The organism is Sphingobium sp. PAMC28499 (genome assembly GCF_004795815.1).
In the GTDB taxonomy this organism is placed as follows: domain Bacteria; phylum Pseudomonadota; class Alphaproteobacteria; order Sphingomonadales; family Sphingomonadaceae; genus Sphingobium; species Sphingobium yanoikuyae.
This window is the reverse complement of the sequence record NZ_CP039248.1, coordinates 849,410-865,960: the sequence shown is the minus strand read 5'-3', so window position 1 is coordinate 865,960 and position 16,551 is coordinate 849,410. Positions and strand designations below refer to the sequence as shown.

Sequence of the window (16,551 nt, the reverse complement as noted above, 5' to 3'; positions counted from 1 at the left end):
GTGAATCAGGCTCTATTCTATGATTCTAGAGCCTGACGCCGCCGGGCTGGTAGCGCAGCTTGGCCATGTTGAGGCGGGCGATCAGGCTGCTGAGCGATTCCGGCGCGGGGGCCGCGCGATCGGGCACGGACATGGCGTTGATGCGGTCACCGAGCGTGGAAACAGTCTTGTCGATGCTGGTCATGACACACCCTTGTTGATGCGGTAATCCCGCTTTCGGCGCACGCTGGTTAACGGGGCGTAAACCATGCGACGAACCGATCAGCAAGGCTGATTTTCTTCCACAAGACAGGCCCTTAGACCTTCGACATGGGTGGGGTAAAGAGGTTTCCAGCTGAGCAGCCGACGCGCCCGGCCAGTGGCGACGCGGCGGTTTTCGGCATAGAAGGCCAGCGCCTGGGGCGAGAGGTCGGCCTGTTCCAGCGACAGCAGCGGCGGCAGCGGCTGGCCCAGCAGTTCGCAGGCGGTCGCGATCACATCATTCTGGGCGCAGGGCCGGTCGTCGGCCAGATTATAGGCGCCGGGCGGGCCGTCGAAGGCGGCGATGATGCCGCCGACGATATCGTCGACATGGACGCGGCTGAACACCTGTCCGGGCAGGGCGATGCGATGCGCCTTGCCGGCCCGGACACGATCGAGCGCCGAGCGGCCGGGACCATAGATGCCCGGCAGGCGGAAGCGGCGGACATCGGGCCGCAAGGCGCCCCAGTCGAGATCGGCGCGGGCGCGGGCGGTGCGGCGCCCCTGCCCCACAGGGCTTGCCTCGTCGACCCAGGCGCCGGCCGCATCGCCATAAACGCCGGTCGAGGAGAGATAGCCGACCCAGAGCGCCGGTGCGGCGGCGATCGCGGTGCCATAGCGGGTGAGGACGGGATCCTCCTCGCCCTCGGGCGGGACGGAGGAGAGGATATGGGTGGCGCCGGCGATGGCGGCGCGGACGGCGGGTTCATCGTCGAAGGCGATCGCCTGGGCATCGGCGCTGCGGCGGACGCCCGTCACCTGCCAGCCCTCGGCCCGCAGTCGGGCGGCGAGGCGGGAGGCGCTATAGCCCATGCCGAGGATCAGCATGTGCAGCATCGGCGCCCTCCCCTGAACTGGTATCAGACCGTGAAGCTCTCGCCGCAGCCGCAGCTGCCCTTGGCATTGGGATTGGCGAAGACGAAGCCGGCGGTGAAATCATCCTCGACCCAGTTCATGGTCGAGCCGATGAGATAGAGGACCGAGGCACCGTCGATGTAGAGGACACCGCCGGGGGTTTCGATCTTCTCGTCGAACTTGGCCTCTTCGGTGACATAGTCGACCGAATAGGCAAGGCCCGAGCACCCGCGCTTGGGGGTCGAGAGCTTGACCCCGATCGCGCCTTCAGGCGCCTGCGCCATCAGCTCTGCGATGCGGCCTTCGGCGCTGGGCGTCAGCATGACGGCGGCGGGGCGGGCGCGGGTCTTGGTGGTCGTCTCGGTCATCAGAGCATTCCCAGTTCGAGCTTGGCTTCGTCCGACATCTTGCCCGGATCCCATGGCGGATCCCAGACCAGGTTCACCTCGACATCGCCGACGCCGGGCACCGCGCCGACGCGCAGTTCGACTTCGCCGGGCATGGATTCGGCGACAGGGCAGTGCGGCGTGGTCAGCGTCATGGTGACGACGGCATGGCCGTCACTGGTGACGTCGACGCCGTAGATGAGGCCCAGGTCATAGATGTTGACCGGGATTTCGGGGTCGAAGATTTCCTTCAGCGCATCGATGATGCCATCATAGAGATCGCCGCCCGGCTCGCCGGCCGCGACTTCGCTGGGCTTCTGCGCCAGGAAACCGTCGAGATAGTCGCGCTGGCGCGGAGCGGCCTCCGCCTCTTCAACGCGCGCCTTGGGCGGGGTTTCCACCGCGTCCACTTCTTCCACCATGAACTTCTTTTCCTCGGTCATCCGAAGATCTTCCTTACCCGTTCGATACCCTTGACCAGCGCATCCACGTCGCTGTCGTCGCTGTAGATGCCGAAACTGGCCCGTGCGGTCGCCTCGACGCCCAGATGCCGCATCAGCGGCTGGGCACAATGATGGCCGGCGCGGATCGCGACACCCGTTTCGTCCAATATGGTGCCGACATCGTGCGGATGCACCCCCTCCACCTCGAAAGAAAGGATACCGGCCGAATCTTCGGGGCCAAAGACGCGCACGCTGTTGATCTGGCTGATCGCGGTGCGGGCCTTGGCCACCATGGCGCATTCATGGGCGTGGATGGTGTCGAGGCCGATGCCCTGCACATAGTCGATCGCCGCCGACAGGCCGACGACGCCGACGATATGCGGCGTCCCCGCCTCGAACCGGGTCGGCGCGGGGGCATAGGTGGTCTTTTCGAACGTCACCTTGTCGATCATCGACCCACCGCCCTGATAGGGGGGCATGGAGTCGAGCAGTTCCTTGCGGCCCCACAGCACGCCGATGCCGGTCGGGCCATAGAGCTTGTGCGCGGAGAAGACGTAGAAATCGCAGTCGAGCGCCTGCACATCGACGGCGAGGCGGGGGACCGCCTGGCAACCGTCGATCAGAATCTTGGCGCCGACCATATGGGCGATGTCGGCCGCGCGGCGGCAATCGAGCACGCTGCCGAGCACGTTCGACACATGGGCGAGCGCGACCATGCGGTGCTGCGGCGTGATCATCGCGCGCATCGCGTCGAGATCGATCCGGCCATCCTGCGTCAGCGGCACCACGTCGATCTGGGCGCCGACCTTTTCGGCGACGATCTGCCAGGGAACGATATTGCTGTGATGTTCGAGGGTCGACAGCAGGATGCGGTCGCCGGCCTTCAACTGCGTGCCGGCCCAGCATTGGGCGACCAGATTGATGCCCTCGGTCGCGCCGCGGACATAGACGATCTCGCTGTCCGACGCGGCGCCGATGAAGCCGGCGACCTTGCGCCGGGCGGCCTCGTAGGCGAGCGTCATATTGGCCGAGCGTTCATAGACGCCGCGATGCACGGTGGCATAGTCCGGGCCATAGGCACGGGCGATCGCGTCGATCACGGCGGTCGGCTTCTGCGCGGTGGCGGCGCTGTCGAGATAATGCCAGTCGCCCCCCTTCCCATCCAAAAGGCCGGGGAAATCGTCCCGCAGGCGCAGGCCTTGGGCGAGATCGGTCATACCAGTGTCCCCAGCTTGGCGAGCGCCGCCGCCTCGAATCGTTCGCGCAGATCATCCTGCGCGACATCGTCGAACACGCCGGCGACGAAGGCCTTGAGCAGCAATGTCTTGGCGGTGGCCGGGTCCATGCCGCGCGAGGCCATGTAGAAGAGCGCCTGCTTGTCCAGCTCGCCGACCGTGGCACCATGGGCGCATTTCACGTCGTCGGCATAGATTTCCAGTTCCGGCTTGGCGTTGGCCGTGGCGGTGCGGTCGAGCAGCATCGCCTTGATCGACTGGAAAGCGTCGGTGCGCTGGGCATCGCGGGCGACATTGATGCTGCCGAGATAATTGCCGGTGGCATGGCTACCCAGGATCGAGCGGACGGTCTGGCCGCTGGTCGCGTCGGGCTGGGCATGGGTGACGCTGGTGATGATCTCCAGCGTCTGCTCGCCACCGCCGATGATCGCGCCGTTCAGCTCGAAATGACTGCCCTTGCCGAGCGTGACAGCGAAGGTGACACGTCCAAGCTTGCCGCCAATGTTGAGCAGATGGAAATCGAACCGGGCACCGTCAGCGATATCAATGACATAGTCATGCACAGCGGTCGCGCCATCGGCCGCATCCTGCAACAGATGGTCATGCGCGCTTTCGCCCTCCGCCACCGTGATCCGGGTCGCGGCCGGCACCGGCCAGACGGCGGCAAGTGCGTCAAGATCGCTGTAACGCCAGGCTTCATCCTTGCGCGTGGGGAGAGCGAGGAGGGTCACGCCGCGATCACCTCGGAATAGCCTTCGCTTTCCAGCTGCAGCGCCAGTTCGGGGCCGCCCGACTTGACGATCCGGCCGGCCGCCAGGACATGGACGAAGTCCGGCTTCACATAGTCGAGCAGGCGCTGATAATGGGTGATCAGCAGCACCGCCTTGTCAGGCTTGCGCATGATCGCATTGATGCCCGCGCCGACGGTCTTGAGCGCGTCGATGTCGAGGCCCGAGTCGGTTTCGTCGAGGATGGCGAGCTTGGGATCGAGGATGCCCATCTGCACCATTTCGGCGCGCTTCTTCTCACCGCCGGAAAAGCCGACATTCACCGGACGCTTGAGCATCTCCATGTCGAGGCCGAGCAGGCCGGCCTTTTCCTTGGCCAGCTTGATGAACTCGCCGCCGTTCAGTTCCTTCTCGCCGCGCGCGCGGCGCTGCGAATTGAGGCTTTCGCGCAGGAATTGCAGGTTGGAGACGCCAGGAATCTCGACCGGATATTGGAAGCCCAGAAAGAGCCCGGCAGCGGCGCGCTCATGCGGGTCCATGGCGAACAGGTCTTCGCCTTCGAAGGTCGCGGTGCCGCCGGTCACGTCATAGTTGGGGCGGCCGCCCAGCGTGTAGGCGAGCGTCGACTTGCCGGCGCCGTTCGGCCCCATGATCGCGTGGATTTCGCCCGCATTGATCTGGAGCGAGAGTCCCTTGAGGATCGCCTTGCCGTCGATTTCGTTGGTGAGATTGTCGATCGTCAGCATCTTGTCTTTAGTCCTTGTGCGCGCGCTGGAGCGTCCGCGCGGTCCAGAAGGCCATGTCGCGCACGTCGCCCGGCGCGGGGAAGAGCGTGTCGATATGGCGCTTGATCGGCATATAGGGCCACCAGTCGGCGTCCGGTTCCGGCGCGCCCTTTTCCAGCAGCGCGACGACGAATTCGCTGACCGGGCCCATGCGGGCGAGGTTCGGCGCCTTCGCCTTGTGGAAGGCCTTGTCGGTGCGCAGCTTCTCGGTCATCGCGACATCGCCCTTTTCCAGCGCATCGCGGCATTCGGCCTGATAGGCGTCGAGATCGCCGAAATCCTTGGCGGCGCGCGTCTGCAGCTCGCCCTCTTCCAGCTCATAATCCTCGGTCAGGATACGGATCGCGGCGGTCCATGCCTGGCCATTGCCGACATCCTCCGCGAAATCGGCGAGGGCATCCTGGATATCGTCTTCGTCGCTCAAAATTCTCGTCCTTCAAATTTCTGTTCTATCGTCACCCCGGACTTGATCCGGGGTCCCGCTGCCTTTCCGTCCCGCTCAAGAAAAGCGGGATGCCGGATCAAGTCCGGCATGACGGGAAGGCGCAGGCAAAATTAGCCCACGCTGCCTTCCAGGCTGATGCCGAGCAGCTTCTGCGCTTCCACCGCGAATTCCATCGGCAGTTGCTGCAGCACTTCCTTGGCGAAGCCGTTGACGATCAGGCTGACCGCGCTTTCCTGATCCAGGCCGCGCTGCATCGCGTAGAAGAGCTGGTCGTCGCTGATCTTGCTGGTGGTCGCCTCATGCTCGATCTGGGCGCTGGGATTGCGCACCTCGATATAGGGCACGGTGTGGGCGCCGCACTGGTCGCCCAGCAGCAGGCTGTCGCACTGGGTGAAGTTGCGCACGCCTTCGGCGCTTGGGCTCACGCGGACGAGGCCGCGATAGGTGTTGTTGGACCGGCCGGCCGAGATCCCCTTCGACACGATGGTCGAACGGCTGCCCTTGCCATTGTGGATCATCTTGGTGCCGGTATCGGCCTGCTGCAGATTGTTGGTGAGCGCGACGGAGTAGAATTCGCCGACGCTATTCTCGCCGTTCAGCACGCAGGACGGATATTTCCAGGTGATGGCGGAGCCGGTTTCCACCTGGGTCCAGCTGACCTTGGAGTTGCGGCCCTGGCAGAGCGCGCGCTTGGTCACGAAATTATAGATGCCGCCCTTGCCATTCTCGTCGCCCGGATACCAGTTCTGGACGGTGCTATATTTGATCTCCGCATCGTCGAGCGCGACCAGTTCCACCACGGCGGCGTGGAGCTGATTTTCATCGCGCATCGGCGCGGTGCAGCCTTCGAGATAGGAGACATAGGCGCCATCGTCCGCGACGATCAGCGTGCGTTCGAACTGGCCGGTATTTTCCGCATTGATGCGGAAATAGGTCGACAGCTCCATCGGGCAGCGAACGCCCTTGGGAATGTAGACGAAGGTGCCGTCGGAGAAGACCGCGCAGTTGAGCGTGGCGAAATAATTGTCGTGCATCGGCACGACCTTGCCCAGCCATTTCTTTACGAGGTCGGGAAATTCGCGCACGGCTTCGCTGATCGAGCGGAAGATGACGCCCGCCTCCTCCAGCTCCTTGCGGAAGGTCGTGGCGACCGAAACCGAGTCGAACACGGCGTCGACCGCGATCTTGCGGCTGCCCTTCACGCCGGCGAGCATTTCCTGCTCGGCGATGGGGATGCCCAGCTTCTGATAGGTGGCGAGGATTTCGGGATCGACCTGATCCAGCGAATCCAGCTCCACCTTCTTCTTGGGCTCGGCGTAATAATAGGCGTCCTGATAGTCGATCGGCGGGACATTGAGCTTGGCCCAGTCCGGCGCTTCCATCTTCTGCCACATGGCGAAGGCCTTCAGGCGCCAGTCGAGCAACCATTGCGGCTCATTCTTCTTGGCCGAGATGAAGCGGACCGTATCCTCGTTCAGGCCCTTGGGCGCGAAATCCTGCTCGATGGCCGACGACCAGCCATGCTCATAGGTGGAGGCGCGCTCGGCGGCCTCCAGCGCTTCCTGATTACGGACGGTGCTCACTTCTTCAGTCATGCCATTTCTCGTGTCAGGCTGGCGATGGTCACGTTCGCGAGCGCTTCGCGGATCGCGTTGTTCGCCAGATTCATGTGCGGACGGATGCGGCAATCCTGTTCCAGATTGCAGTCATGCGCCCCCTGTTCGCTGCATGCAGTCATGGCGATGGGGCCTTCGACCGCCTCCACCACGTCCGCCAGGGTAATCGTCGCGGGCGGGCGCGACAGACGCACGCCGCCACCGGTGCCCCGGCTCGATTCGAGCAGACCCGCCGCCGACAGCCGGCTCACCAGCTTCTGCGCGGTGGGCAGCGGGATGCCGGTTTCGGCGCTGAGCGTGGTCGCGTTCATCTTAGCCGCACCGCAGTGACGGGCGGCGGCAGACATCAGCACGACGGCATAATCGGCAAAGCTCGATAATTTCATGCGTGTTGCGAACCATTCTCAAATCGGATCGAATCAATCCGATTGGGCATGTGGTCCCACTCGCCCCCGGAATCAAGGCATTTTTCCTACCTTGGGAGTCTGTTTGGAAAATGCGCGAAAGAGCGCATTTTCAGAGCCGCACCAAAGGCGCATTCCAAACAGCAATCAGCTCAGCCGGTTGAGCACCGCGACATCGCCGCCCAGCGTGCGGCGGAGCAGGGTGAGCTGGACCACGGCGGTCGGCTCGGTCTGAAGCTGGTGCGGGGTCATGCCGATGAAATGCTTGATCTCGCGGATGAAATGCGACTGGTCGTAGAAGCTGCCATCGTCGCACAGGGCCTGCCAGCTTTCATGGTCGAGTGCGATCCGCGCGCTGCAGCGCAGGGCGCGATATTTGCGGGCGAGCAGCTTGGGCGGGGCGCCATAGAGTTTGTTGGTGATGCGGGCGAGCTGGCGCGGCGACAATTCGGTCATCTCGCTCAGCACCTCGATCCGGGGCGAGCCTTCGCCGATCAGCCAGCTGTCGATCGCCCGCAGGATCGCCCAGGTCGCTTCGGGCAGCGGCTTGATCCGTTCGGCGAGGAAGGACCAGGTGAGCGCGGCCATGGCGTCGCCATCCTCCATGCGCTGCAACTGGGCGAGCAGATCGAGAAAGCCGTCATCCCGTTCCGCCGCCAGATCGCACAGGCCATCAGCCAGCTTGTCGGCGTCGCCGCCATGCAGCGCCAGCCAGCCGGCCGGCAGCAGCGACACGCCCAGCAGCCGGGTCGGCGCATCCAGCTCGAAGCGGGTCGCGCCCTGCGTGGGGCCGATCAGGCCGACGACGGGGGGCCGCTGCACCGATCCATCCTGGAAATGATAGCGCCCATCGCCCCGCAGCATCAGCCGCAACTGCGCGACATCGGCGCGGGTGACGTCGGCATAATGGTCTGCCGCCACGGAAAATATGTAGAGCGAGCCGAAATAGGGTCGGACCTTTTCCGGCGGGGTGAAATAGCGCAAGCGGACCGGGCCCTGTTCGGCATCCACCGAATAGGACAATGGCCCGCGATTATCCGGCACCACCCCCCGCGCCGCACTCAGCGGCAGATCCCAATGTTGCGGCCCCATAGTTTCACCCCAGTGGCGGCATTATGAGCGCGGCCAACGACCGTGCAAGAGCCATGACGTCACCATGACGATTTTTCGCCACAGCGTTGCAACAAAAAAATGACCCGGCAGCTTTCACTGCCGGGTCAGGAAAAGGTCTCATCAGCCAAAATGGCCTAGAGCCTTCGGGTCGCAAGACGGCTTTAAGCCCGAATCGGTGGAAGATTATTGGACAGATCGGACATCTGACGACCGAAAAGGATCGCATTCATGACGTTTTCTGTCATGAAATGACGCAAGGGAATATGTTGTTGCAATAACGCAACACGACTCGACCTGCGCAGGCACCGCTGGCATAGCGCGGCCATGTCCTATCGCCTGATCCGTCCGCTCTTCTTCGCGCTCGATGCCGAGCGCGCCCATAATCTGTCGATCGCGCTGCTGCGGATGATGCCGACCCCAGCCCCGCTCAAGGCCGACCCGATGCTGGCGCAGACGGTGGCGGGCATCGCCTTTCCCAATCCGGTGGGCCTGGCGGCAGGCTATGACAAGGATGGCCGGGTCGCGCACAAGATGCATGGGCTGGGCTTCGGCTTTGCCGAGCTGGGCACGCTGACCCCGCTGGCACAGCCGGGCAATCCCCAGCCGCGCCTGTTCCGCCTGGTCGAGGACAGGGCGGTCATCAACCGCTTCGGCTTCAACAATGGCGGCCAGGGCGCTGCCGCCGACCGCATCGCCCGCTATCGCCGGCCGGTAGGCAAAGGGCCGGTGATCGGCATCAATATCGGCGCGAACAAGGAAGCGACGGCCGCCGGACGCGCCAATGCCGATTATGCCACCGGCGTTACCTGCATGGCGCCGCTGGCCGATTATCTGACCGTCAATATCTCCTCGCCCAATACGCCGGGGCTGCGCGCGCTGCAGGGCCGGGCGGCGCTGGACGACCTGCTGGGCGCGGTGATGGCGGCACGGCCCGAAGGCGGCCCGCCGATCTTCCTGAAGGTCGCGCCCGATCTGGAATCGGCGGATATCGAGGATATCGCCGCCGCCTGCATCGACCATCGGATCGACGCGCTGATCGTGTCCAACACCACCATCACCCGCCCGGCGCTGCAATCGCCCCATGCGAGCGAGACCGGCGGCCTGTCGGGCGCGCCGCTGACCGATCTGTCGCTGGGCAAGCTGCGTGACTTCCGCCGGCTGCTGGGCAACCGGCTGCCGCTGATCGGCGTGGGTGGCATCGCCAATGCGGAGCAGGCCTATGCCCGCATCCGTGCCGGCGCATCGCTGGTGCAGGTCTATAGCGCGCTGGTCTATGAAGGCCCCTATCTGGCGAAGCGGATCAATGATGGCCTGAAGGCCCTGATGGCGCGCGATGGCGTGCGGCATATCGGCGAGGTGGTGGGGATCGACGCCTGATCCGTCCTTCCCGGACATGATCGAAACAAGACGGGTTGCGAAACGAAATGCGAGCTTTAGGGTGCCGGCCATGACCTCCCGCCTGACCGGCCTGCTGGCCCCCTTCGCCCTGATTGCCCCCCTTGCCCTGGCGCCCGCGACCGCACTGGCGCGCGAGCCGGTGGCGTTGAATGCCACCGTGTCCGCCGCCGATCCGCGCGCGGCCGCGGCGGGGCAGGAAATATTGCGCAAGGGCGGCAGCGCCACCGATGCGGCGATCGCGATGATGCTGGCACTGAACGTGGTCGAGCCGCATAATAGCGGCATCGGTGGCGGCGGCTTCCTGATGCATCATGACGGCGCGAGCGGCGTGCTGGAATCGATCGACGGACGCGAGACCGCGCCGGCCGCCGCCCGACCCGACCGCTTCATGGGCCCCGACGGCAAGCCCCTGCCCTTCGTCCAGGCCTGGCCGGGCGGCTATTCGGTCGGCGTGCCAGGCAATCTGCGCATGGCGTGGGAAGCCCACAAGAAATGGGGCAAGCTGCCCTGGGCCGACCTGTTCCAGCCCGCGATCCTGCTCGCCGACGACGGCTTCCAGCTGGGCGAGCGCACCGCCACGGCGCTGAAGGCATTGCAGAATATCTGGGCTGATTTCCCGGAAATCCGCAGCTATTACTGGATCGACGGGCAGTTGCCGGCGGTCGGCACGACGCTGAAGAACCCGCCGCTCGCCGCCCTGTTCAAGCGGATCGCGGCGGAAGGTCCGGACGCCTTCTATCTGGGCGAGAATGCGCAGGCGATCGCCAAGGCGGTCACCACTGCGCCGCGGAACCCGGTGCCGATGACGACCGACGATCTGGCCAATTACCAGGTCAAGGACCGCAAGCCGGTATGCGGACATTATCGCGCCTATACGGTGTGCGGCATGGGGCCGGCGTCGGCCGGTGGCATCACCGTGCTGCAGGTGCTGGGCATGGTCGAGCGTTTCCCGCTGGCGCAGTGGGGCAAGGATGATCCGCGCTCCTGGCACGTCATCGGCGAAGCGATGCAACTGGCCTATGCCGACCGCGACACCTGGCTGGGCGACCCCGAGTTCGTCCATGTGCCGATCGCCGGGCTGATCGATCCCGCTTACCTCAAGCAGCGGTCGGGCGAGATCCGGCTGAACAAGGCGCTCAATTCCTATAAGCCCGGTCTGCCCGCCGGGGCGCAGCCACGCACCAGCGCCCTGCCCCAGCCGGAAAGCGGCACCAGCCATTTCGTCGCGGTGGACCGCAATGGCGACATCGCCGCCTGGACATCGACGATCGAGAGCTTCTTCGGCAGCCAGCTGGTGGCCAATGGCGTGGTGCTGAACAATGAGCTGACCGATTTCAGCTTCACGCCCGAGAAGAATGGCGCGCCGGTCGCCAACCGGGTGGAACCGGGCAAGCGGCCGCTATCGTCCATGTCGCCGACCATCGTCTATGACGCAAAGGGCATGCCGATCTTCACCGTCGGCGCGGCCGGCGGCAAGACCATCATCATGCAGGTCGCCAAGGCGCTGATCGCCCATTTCGACTGGCGCCTGTCGGCGCAGGATTCGATCGCGCTGGGGCTGGAATTCTTCAATGGCGAGGGGCTGGTGCTGGAACAGGGCACGTCGCTGGAAGCGATGAAGGCGCCGCTGGAGAAACTGGGCCACCACGTCACCATCTCGCGCCTGGGCCTCAAGGCCAATGCCGCCGAGCGGACCGCCGACGGCCACTGGATCGGCGCCGCCGACCCGCGCAGCCCCGGCGTGTCGCTGCAGGAATAAGGCAGGCGATCATGGCGAGCGCAGCGTCGCGCTCGCCAGTCGCGCGTCAGGCGCCCTTCTTGAGGTCGAGCCCGGCGACGTTGAATTCGAACGGGAAGCGCTGGTCCTTGGGGCCAACGGCAAGATCGACCTTCACGCTCTTGGCCTTGGCGATCGCCTCATAGGCATTTTGCGAAGGCATGATCTCGATCCCGTCCTTCGCTTCGGTCATGCGGCCCTTCCAGCGATGGGCCTTGCCATCATCGGTGGTGGCATCGACCGCGCAGTCGGAGAGGTCGCACTGGAAGGGCGCGCCGACCAGCTTCACCGTCACCGTCTTTTCGCCGTTGGACATGGGCTGGACCATCAGCACCGAGAAGGTGTCGGCGGCGGTCATGGTCTGCACGCTGTTGGCGCTGCCGATATAGGCGACCTTCTGGCTGGCGCCGGCGGTTTCATATTTCCAGACCTGGCCGATCTGGTCGCGCTGGGTCGGTTCCTTCTTGTCCCCGCCCGAACAGGCGGCCAGCAGGCCGAGCATGGCGAGGGGCATGATATGGCGCATTGTCGCATTCTCCTTGTCAGGCAAGAACGCGGGGATGCGCGGGAGTTTCCGTCAGGCGTAGCGGGCAGCAGTCTCGCGGATCAGGGCGATCATGTTGGGAATGCCCTGGGTGCGGTTGGAGCTGAGCTGGTTCTTGAGGTCGAAGGGAGCCAGCGCGCCCTCGATATCGGTCGCGCCGATCTCTGCCGGGGCGCGATCCTGCACGGTCAGCAGCACCAGCGCGATGATCCCCTTGGTGATGGCGGCATTGCTGTCGGCAAGGAAATGGAGCCGGCCATCGTCGAGCACCGTGGGATAGACCCAGACCGCCGCCGAACAGCCCCGCACCAGCGTCATATCGGTCTTGAGCGCGTCGGGCATATCCTCCAGCCCCCGGCCCAGATCGATCAACAGGCGATAGCGATCATCGGCGTCGAGAAATTCATATTCTTCCTGGAGGTCGGCCAGAACGGGCATCGGGGCGGGCTGATCGGTCATGCCGCCCATATAAGGGGAAAAGCGGTGCGGGAAAGCCGCTTTTCCCCGCCGGCGGATCAGAGATCGACGCCGGCGGCGATGGCTTCGAGCTTGCGGATGCGTTCCTTGAGGTCGGCGACCTCGATCCGGGCGGCGGCCGATGGTGGGGCGGCTTCCTCGCTGCGGCGGCTCAGTTCCGCGCGCTTGAGGTCGAGCCAACCGTTCCAGCCGCGCAGCGATGCGAAGGCGACGATGGTGAGGCCGGCGAGGCCGGCGGTGGCCATGGTCAGGTAGAAGAGGGGATCCTGCATGATGTCCTCCCTGTGTCCTTTGCCGCGATCAGTCGCGGTCCTTGAGCTTCTCGAATTCGCGCTCCAGCGCGGTCGAACTGTCGGTGGCGAGCCGTTCCAGCACGGCGACCCGGTCCTTGAGCGCCTTCACTTCGGCGCGGAGACGTTCAGCCTCCGGATCGGGACCGCGCTGGATGAACTCCTCACCCTTGTGGCGGCGCACTACGCCATATTTGGCGCGGACGACGCTGGCGACGGCGGTGATCGCGACGATGGCGACGACCATTTCAAACGGGTTCATGTTTGTCCTCCCTTGAGGCGCGCGGGGCGATCAGTTCGCCGGGCCGCGCAGCCGCTCGATTTCGCGATTGAGCTGGTGGCTTTCGTCGGTGACGATCCGCTCGACCACGGCGAGCCGGTCCTTCATCGAGCCGATTTCGGCGCGCAGCTGGGCATTTTCCTGGCTGATCAGCTTGATGCGCTCGACCAGTTCCTCATTCTTCTGCGGATAGACCGCCTTGCCCCAGCTATTTTCCAGCGGGTAGCCGTTGCGGACGCGGAGCCAGGTGGTGAAGATCCACCCGCCGATCGCCATCGCCCCGATCAGAAGCCCGCCGCCGATGATCCACGGCAGGTTGGGCATGACGAAGGCGTCTACCATGTCGGTCTTGTTCATGTCCTATACTCCCCTTGCCTGGTCAGCGTCAGCGCAGCGCGTCGATATCGCGCGCGGTCCGGGCGGCGGGATCGGTGGCGATCCGTTCGAGGACTGCGATGCGTTCTTCGAGGCGGCTGATGCGGCCAGTCAGCTTTTCGTTTTCACTTGAAAGAAGGTCGATTTTTCGACCGGCGTCGGGATCTGTTCGATGAACGGTGCCCGTCCATTCATTTTCAACCGGATAACCATGGCGGGCACGGACCCAGGTGGTGAACATCCAGCCCAGCGTCGACATGGCGATGATGGCCAGAACGAAGGTCGGTCCTGCGAAATTCATGGCCTTAACTCCCCGTTATTGCTGCCTTGTCCTGGCTATGCTTCAGCGCAGGCTGTCGATCTCGTCGGCGAGGCGCGTGTTGCGGCTGGTATAATAAACCTCGATATCGGCGAGGCGGCGGTCGATGTCGCGGAACTTGGAGCGGACGTCGCGGGTGGAGCGCGCCGGGTTGGTGCGCACGCCCTGCCAGAATTTCTCGTCGTCCCGATCCGAATAGAGGCCCTGGGGCTTGGCATCGGCGAAATAGGCGGCGGCGAAATAGGCGATCAGCGTCCAGGGGAAGGCGCCCATCAGGGTCACCAGCACCGCGCCGACCCGGACCCAGACCACGTCGATCCCGGTGTAGTCGGCGATGCCGGAGCACACGCCCATCCACTTGCCATTCTGCTTGTCGAGATAGAATTTGGTGCGGCGGGCGCTCATGTCAGTTCCTCCGGTGGAAGTCGTAATTATCGTCCTGTGCCGGACGTTGCGGGCGGAAGTCGGGATTGTCGGCTGCGACGATCCGTTCGACCGTCTGCAGCCTGTCTTCGAGACGGCGGGCGAGCAGGTGGAGTTCGTCCAGCAGCCGCTCGTCCTCGTCGGTGATCTTGGGCGCCTGCTTCCACTTGGTGACATAGTGGAAGATCAGCCAGGGCATGCCGATGAACAGCATGCCGACCACGGCGATGGGGACCAGTACGTCTTCCATCGGATCAGGCTCCCTTGTTCATGCTGGCCTTGAGCGCGGCGAGATCGGCATCGACCTTGTCGGCCGACTTCAGTTCCGCGATTTCCTCTTCCAGCGTCTTGGGCTGCGCGCCCAAACCCATGGCATCGGCGCGGCCTTCGGCCATGTCGACGCGGCGTTCGAGCATGTCGAAGCGGGCAAAGGCTTCGTTGACCTTCTCGCCGGCATAGGCTTCGCGCACCCGCAGGCGGTTCTGCGCGCTTTCCATGCGGCTGACCAGGCTGTTCTGGCGGGCACGCGCCTCGCGCAGCTTGCCCTGCAGCTTGGCGATGTCCTCTTCCGACGCCTTCAGCGCCTCGTCCAGCACCTCGATCTCGTGGGAGAGATGCTCGGCCATGTCGGCGGCCTTCTGGCGTTCGACCAGAGCAGCCTTGGCAAGATCCTCGCGGTCCTTGCTGAGGGCGAGCTGTGCCTTTTCGGTCCAGCCATCCTGCAGCGCCTGCAGCTTGCCGATGTGGCGACGCATTTCCTTCTGGTCGGCGATCGTGCGGGCGGCGGACGCGCGCACCTCGACCAGCGTCTCCTCCATTTCGAGGATGATCATGCGGATCATCTTCGCCGGGTCTTCGGCCTTGTCGAGCAGGTCGGTGACATTGGCGGCGATGATGTCTCGGGTGCGGGAGAAAATACCCATTTTAACGGTGCTCCTGGTCTTCTCTTCAAGGGGGCCGGGGCGGACGAGAGGGGGCATTTCCGCCCCGGCCTGGGTCGTGCGGCCTTACGCCAGATAGCGCAGGGTCGCGGGGGTATCCTGGGTCGCGAGGACCGGGGCTTCGCTGGCGCGGGCCGGGCCGACCGCCGAAAGGATCATGGTCGATCCGAACAGGACGGCGGCAATGGCGACCGACATCAGCTGACCGATTTCGCGAACGCTGTTGCTGTTCTTTTCCATCTTCAACACTCCTTGAACCTGGCCTTCTAAAGGTGCCGCCTGTCTGTGCAGCGGCTTCGTTCCCAACCTTGCAGAGGCCGTGCCAATTTTCGAGAAGCGCAGAAAACAGCCATTTTTTGATGATTTGGCACGGCTGCGCAAAGATTTCACTTGCTGAAAGTTGGGAAATTTCCCCATATTTTGGCGCATGGAGAAAAATACCCAGTTTGTCGGCCAGTCGCTGGCCTTTCTCGACGCCGTCGAACTGGCCGGGCGGGCCGCCGAACTCAATCGCCCGGTGCTGGTGATCGGCGAACGCGGCACCGGCAAGGAACTGATCGCCGAGCGCCTGCACCACCTGTCGCCGCGCTGGGGCGAGCCGCTGATCGTGATGAACTGTGCCGCCCTGCCCGAGACGCTGATCGAGGCGGAATTGTTCGGCCATGAACAGGGCGCCTTCACCGGCGCGACCAAGGCGCGGCCGGGCCGGTTCGAGGAGGCCGATGGCGGCACCTTGTTCCTGGACGAGCTGGGCACCTTGTCGATGGCGGCGCAGGAGCGGCTGCTGCGCGTGATCGAATATGGCGAAGTGACGCGGATCGGATCGTCGCGGCCGGTGATGGTCGATGTCCGCATCGTTGCCGCCACCAACGAGGATCTGCCCGCCGCCGCCGATGCCGGGCGCTTCCGCCCCGATCTGCTCGACCGGCTGAGCTTCGAGGTCATCACCCTGCCGCCGCTGCGCGCGCGCGAGGGCGACATAACGGTATTGGCCGACCATTTCGGGCGGCGCATGGCAGCGGAACTCAACTGGCCGCAATGGCCGGGCTTCTCCGCCGCCTGCGCGGCCGAACTGGAAGGCTATGGCTGGCCGGGCAATGTGCGCGAACTGCGCAATGTGGTGGAACGGGCGGTCTATCGCTGGCCCGAGCCGGGGCGGCCGATCTCGTCCATTGTGTTCGACCCGTTCGCCTCGCCCTGGAAGCCGCGCCCGATGATGCCGGGGACTGCCGCGCCGTCAGCGGAAAATGCGGCACCGGCACCGGTGACCGCATCGGTGATGGACAGGCATGGCGATGTCACCGATCTCAAATCGGCGGTCGACGCGCATGAGGCGGCGATCGTGCGGGCGGCGCTGGAGCGGTTCCGCTATAATCAGCGGGCGACCGCCAAGGGGCTGGGCCTGACCTATGACCAGTTGCGCCACTGCATGAAGAAACATGGGCTGAGCGCGGGATAGGGCGGCACGAGGCCGCCC

24 protein-coding genes are annotated in these 16,551 nt (G+C 64.7%); 3 read left to right on the top strand and 21 right to left on the bottom strand.

The genetic code is table 11. The features are described from left to right. Positions 1-25: 25 nt before the first annotated feature. The 11 genes from E5554_RS22940 to E5554_RS04115 all read right to left on the bottom strand — a co-directional run bounded on the left by E5554_RS22940 (position 26) and on the right by E5554_RS04115 (position 8,229). Positions 26-184 carry a hypothetical protein gene (locus tag E5554_RS22940; RefSeq protein WP_004209402.1) on the bottom strand — a complete coding sequence of 53 codons (159 nt, stop codon included), beginning with the start codon at positions 182-184 and terminating at the stop codon, positions 26-28. Between the two features lie 77 nt (positions 185-261). After that, positions 262-1,077: an SDR family NAD(P)-dependent oxidoreductase gene (locus tag E5554_RS04160; protein WP_136186030.1), complete on the bottom strand. Its 816-nt coding sequence runs from the start codon at positions 1,075-1,077 to the stop codon at positions 262-264. A 23-nt stretch (positions 1,078-1,100) separates the two neighbouring features. Continuing rightward, on the bottom strand, positions 1,101-1,463 hold the full coding sequence (locus tag E5554_RS04155; RefSeq protein ID WP_017503694.1) for an iron-sulfur cluster assembly accessory protein: 363 nt from the start codon (positions 1,461-1,463) through the stop codon (positions 1,101-1,103). Continuing rightward, on the bottom strand, positions 1,463-1,924 hold the full coding sequence (locus tag E5554_RS04150) for an SUF system Fe-S cluster assembly protein (protein WP_010335502.1): 462 nt from the start codon (positions 1,922-1,924) through the stop codon (positions 1,463-1,465). The genes E5554_RS04155 and E5554_RS04150 overlap by 1 nt, the downstream gene beginning before the upstream one ends. Beyond that, positions 1,921-3,141: a cysteine desulfurase gene (locus E5554_RS04145; protein ID WP_136186029.1), complete on the bottom strand. Its 1,221-nt coding sequence runs from the start codon at positions 3,139-3,141 to the stop codon at positions 1,921-1,923. Before E5554_RS04145 ends, E5554_RS04150 begins: the two co-directional genes overlap by 4 nt. Beyond that, on the bottom strand, positions 3,138-3,890 hold the full coding sequence (locus E5554_RS04140; RefSeq protein ID WP_017500996.1) for a SufD family Fe-S cluster assembly protein: 753 nt from the start codon (positions 3,888-3,890) through the stop codon (positions 3,138-3,140). Before E5554_RS04140 ends, E5554_RS04145 begins: the two co-directional genes overlap by 4 nt. Beyond that, positions 3,887-4,633 carry a Fe-S cluster assembly ATPase SufC gene (gene sufC, locus E5554_RS04135; protein WP_136186028.1) on the bottom strand — a complete coding sequence of 249 codons (747 nt, stop codon included), beginning with the start codon at positions 4,631-4,633 and terminating at the stop codon, positions 3,887-3,889. The genes E5554_RS04140 and sufC overlap by 4 nt, the downstream gene beginning before the upstream one ends. A 7-nt stretch (positions 4,634-4,640) precedes the next feature. Then, positions 4,641-5,096, bottom strand: coding sequence for a hypothetical protein (locus E5554_RS04130; RefSeq protein ID WP_136186027.1), 456 nt, complete (start codon positions 5,094-5,096; stop codon positions 4,641-4,643). A gap of 131 nt (positions 5,097-5,227) precedes the next feature. Continuing rightward, positions 5,228-6,712 carry a Fe-S cluster assembly protein SufB gene (gene sufB, locus E5554_RS04125; RefSeq protein WP_010339231.1) on the bottom strand — a complete coding sequence of 495 codons (1,485 nt, stop codon included), beginning with the start codon at positions 6,710-6,712 and terminating at the stop codon, positions 5,228-5,230. Next, on the bottom strand, positions 6,709-7,119 hold the full coding sequence (locus E5554_RS04120; protein WP_004209390.1) for an Rrf2 family transcriptional regulator: 411 nt from the start codon (positions 7,117-7,119) through the stop codon (positions 6,709-6,711). The genes sufB and E5554_RS04120 overlap by 4 nt, the downstream gene beginning before the upstream one ends. Positions 7,120-7,284: 165 nt before the next feature. Further along, positions 7,285-8,229, bottom strand: a complete 945-nt coding sequence (locus tag E5554_RS04115) for a helix-turn-helix domain-containing protein (protein WP_122928491.1) — start codon at positions 8,227-8,229, stop codon at positions 7,285-7,287. Positions 8,230-8,574: 345 nt separating this feature from the next. On the opposite strand from E5554_RS04115, the gene E5554_RS04110 reads away from it, so the two are divergent. After that, positions 8,575-9,627, top strand: a complete 1,053-nt coding sequence (locus E5554_RS04110; RefSeq protein WP_136186026.1) for a quinone-dependent dihydroorotate dehydrogenase — start codon at positions 8,575-8,577, stop codon at positions 9,625-9,627. 70 nt (positions 9,628-9,697) lie between these two features. After that, complete coding sequence (gene ggt, locus E5554_RS04105) at positions 9,698-11,407, top strand: gamma-glutamyltransferase (RefSeq protein WP_136186025.1); 1,710 nt, start codon at positions 9,698-9,700, stop codon at positions 11,405-11,407. Between the two features lie 46 nt (positions 11,408-11,453). Here ggt and E5554_RS04100 read toward each other — a convergent pair whose 3' ends face one another. From E5554_RS04100 to E5554_RS22935, 10 genes are all read right to left on the bottom strand, one after another. Beyond that, the gene (locus tag E5554_RS04100; protein WP_010339235.1) at positions 11,454-11,951 is read right to left on the bottom strand and encodes a hypothetical protein; all 498 of its coding nucleotides are present in this window, start codon (positions 11,949-11,951) and stop codon (positions 11,454-11,456) included. Positions 11,952-12,002: 51 nt separating this feature from the next. Next, entirely contained in the window at positions 12,003-12,437 is a 435-nt protein-coding gene (locus tag E5554_RS04095; RefSeq protein ID WP_099230634.1) for a SufE family protein, read from the bottom strand. A 47-nt stretch (positions 12,438-12,484) separates the two neighbouring features. Beyond that, on the bottom strand, positions 12,485-12,718 hold the full coding sequence (locus E5554_RS04090; protein WP_010339237.1) for a hypothetical protein: 234 nt from the start codon (positions 12,716-12,718) through the stop codon (positions 12,485-12,487). A gap of 28 nt (positions 12,719-12,746) precedes the next feature. Continuing rightward, positions 12,747-12,998 carry a hypothetical protein gene (locus tag E5554_RS04085; protein ID WP_136186024.1) on the bottom strand — a complete coding sequence of 84 codons (252 nt, stop codon included), beginning with the start codon at positions 12,996-12,998 and terminating at the stop codon, positions 12,747-12,749. Between the two features lie 30 nt (positions 12,999-13,028). Continuing rightward, on the bottom strand, positions 13,029-13,373 hold the full coding sequence (locus tag E5554_RS04080; RefSeq protein ID WP_004209381.1) for a hypothetical protein: 345 nt from the start codon (positions 13,371-13,373) through the stop codon (positions 13,029-13,031). A 28-nt stretch (positions 13,374-13,401) separates the two neighbouring features. Beyond that, a complete protein-coding gene (locus tag E5554_RS04075; RefSeq protein WP_004209379.1) occupies positions 13,402-13,692 on the bottom strand; it encodes a hypothetical protein in 291 nt (96 codons plus the stop codon). Positions 13,693-13,734: 42 nt separating this feature from the next. After that, the gene (gene pspC / locus E5554_RS04070; protein WP_004209378.1) at positions 13,735-14,115 is read right to left on the bottom strand and encodes an envelope stress response membrane protein PspC; all 381 of its coding nucleotides are present in this window, start codon (positions 14,113-14,115) and stop codon (positions 13,735-13,737) included. Position 14,116: 1 nt separating this feature from the next. Then, the gene (gene pspB / locus E5554_RS04065) at positions 14,117-14,383 is read right to left on the bottom strand and encodes an envelope stress response membrane protein PspB (protein ID WP_136186023.1); all 267 of its coding nucleotides are present in this window, start codon (positions 14,381-14,383) and stop codon (positions 14,117-14,119) included. A gap of 4 nt (positions 14,384-14,387) precedes the next feature. After that, entirely contained in the window at positions 14,388-15,056 is a 669-nt protein-coding gene (gene pspA, locus E5554_RS04060) for a phage shock protein PspA (RefSeq protein ID WP_004209375.1), read from the bottom strand. Between the two features lie 84 nt (positions 15,057-15,140). Beyond that, complete coding sequence (locus E5554_RS22935) at positions 15,141-15,314, bottom strand: hypothetical protein (RefSeq protein WP_007708701.1); 174 nt, start codon at positions 15,312-15,314, stop codon at positions 15,141-15,143. A gap of 187 nt (positions 15,315-15,501) precedes the next feature. On the opposite strand from E5554_RS22935, the gene pspF reads away from it, so the two are divergent. Next, the gene (pspF, locus tag E5554_RS04055; RefSeq protein ID WP_136186022.1) at positions 15,502-16,533 is read left to right on the top strand and encodes a phage shock protein operon transcriptional activator; all 1,032 of its coding nucleotides are present in this window, start codon (positions 15,502-15,504) and stop codon (positions 16,531-16,533) included. Positions 16,534-16,551 lie beyond the last annotated feature (18 nt).

What these genes read in the sequence shown, in the direction of transcription:
- pspF (WP_136186022.1), top strand. Translation starts at nt 15,502, where the DNA reads ATGGAGAAAAATACCCAGTTTGTCGGCCAGTCGCTGGCCTTTCTCGAC.
- E5554_RS22940 (WP_004209402.1), bottom strand. Translation starts at nt 184, where the DNA reads ATGACCAGCATCGACAAGACTGTTTCCACGCTCGGTGACCGCATCAAC.
- E5554_RS04155 (WP_017503694.1), bottom strand. Translation starts at nt 1,463, where the DNA reads ATGACCGAGACGACCACCAAGACCCGCGCCCGCCCCGCCGCCGTCATG.
- E5554_RS04100 (WP_010339235.1), bottom strand. Translation starts at nt 11,951, where the DNA reads ATGCGCCATATCATGCCCCTCGCCATGCTCGGCCTGCTGGCCGCCTGT.
- ggt (WP_136186025.1), top strand. Translation starts at nt 9,698, where the DNA reads ATGACCTCCCGCCTGACCGGCCTGCTGGCCCCCTTCGCCCTGATTGCC.
- sufC (WP_136186028.1), bottom strand. Translation starts at nt 4,633, where the DNA reads ATGCTGACGATCGACAATCTCACCAACGAAATCGACGGCAAGGCGATC.
- E5554_RS04080 (WP_004209381.1), bottom strand. Translation starts at nt 13,373, where the DNA reads ATGAACAAGACCGACATGGTAGACGCCTTCGTCATGCCCAACCTGCCG.
- pspA (WP_004209375.1), bottom strand. Translation starts at nt 15,056, where the DNA reads ATGGGTATTTTCTCCCGCACCCGAGACATCATCGCCGCCAATGTCACC.
- E5554_RS04085 (WP_136186024.1), bottom strand. Translation starts at nt 12,998, where the DNA reads ATGAACCCGTTTGAAATGGTCGTCGCCATCGTCGCGATCACCGCCGTC.
- E5554_RS04115 (WP_122928491.1), bottom strand. Translation starts at nt 8,229, where the DNA reads ATGGGGCCGCAACATTGGGATCTGCCGCTGAGTGCGGCGCGGGGGGTG.
- E5554_RS22935 (WP_007708701.1), bottom strand. Translation starts at nt 15,314, where the DNA reads ATGGAAAAGAACAGCAACAGCGTTCGCGAAATCGGTCAGCTGATGTCG.
- E5554_RS04160 (WP_136186030.1), bottom strand. Translation starts at nt 1,077, where the DNA reads ATGCTGCACATGCTGATCCTCGGCATGGGCTATAGCGCCTCCCGCCTC.
- pspC (WP_004209378.1), bottom strand. Translation starts at nt 14,115, where the DNA reads ATGAGCGCCCGCCGCACCAAATTCTATCTCGACAAGCAGAATGGCAAG.
- E5554_RS04145 (WP_136186029.1), bottom strand. Translation starts at nt 3,141, where the DNA reads ATGACCGATCTCGCCCAAGGCCTGCGCCTGCGGGACGATTTCCCCGGC.
- E5554_RS04095 (WP_099230634.1), bottom strand. Translation starts at nt 12,437, where the DNA reads ATGGGCGGCATGACCGATCAGCCCGCCCCGATGCCCGTTCTGGCCGAC.
- E5554_RS04150 (WP_010335502.1), bottom strand. Translation starts at nt 1,924, where the DNA reads ATGACCGAGGAAAAGAAGTTCATGGTGGAAGAAGTGGACGCGGTGGAA.
- sufB (WP_010339231.1), bottom strand. Translation starts at nt 6,712, where the DNA reads ATGACTGAAGAAGTGAGCACCGTCCGTAATCAGGAAGCGCTGGAGGCC.
- E5554_RS04120 (WP_004209390.1), bottom strand. Translation starts at nt 7,119, where the DNA reads ATGAAATTATCGAGCTTTGCCGATTATGCCGTCGTGCTGATGTCTGCC.
- pspB (WP_136186023.1), bottom strand. Translation starts at nt 14,383, where the DNA reads ATGGAAGACGTACTGGTCCCCATCGCCGTGGTCGGCATGCTGTTCATC.
- E5554_RS04110 (WP_136186026.1), top strand. Translation starts at nt 8,575, where the DNA reads ATGTCCTATCGCCTGATCCGTCCGCTCTTCTTCGCGCTCGATGCCGAG.
- E5554_RS04090 (WP_010339237.1), bottom strand. Translation starts at nt 12,718, where the DNA reads ATGCAGGATCCCCTCTTCTACCTGACCATGGCCACCGCCGGCCTCGCC.
- E5554_RS04075 (WP_004209379.1), bottom strand. Translation starts at nt 13,692, where the DNA reads ATGAATTTCGCAGGACCGACCTTCGTTCTGGCCATCATCGCCATGTCG.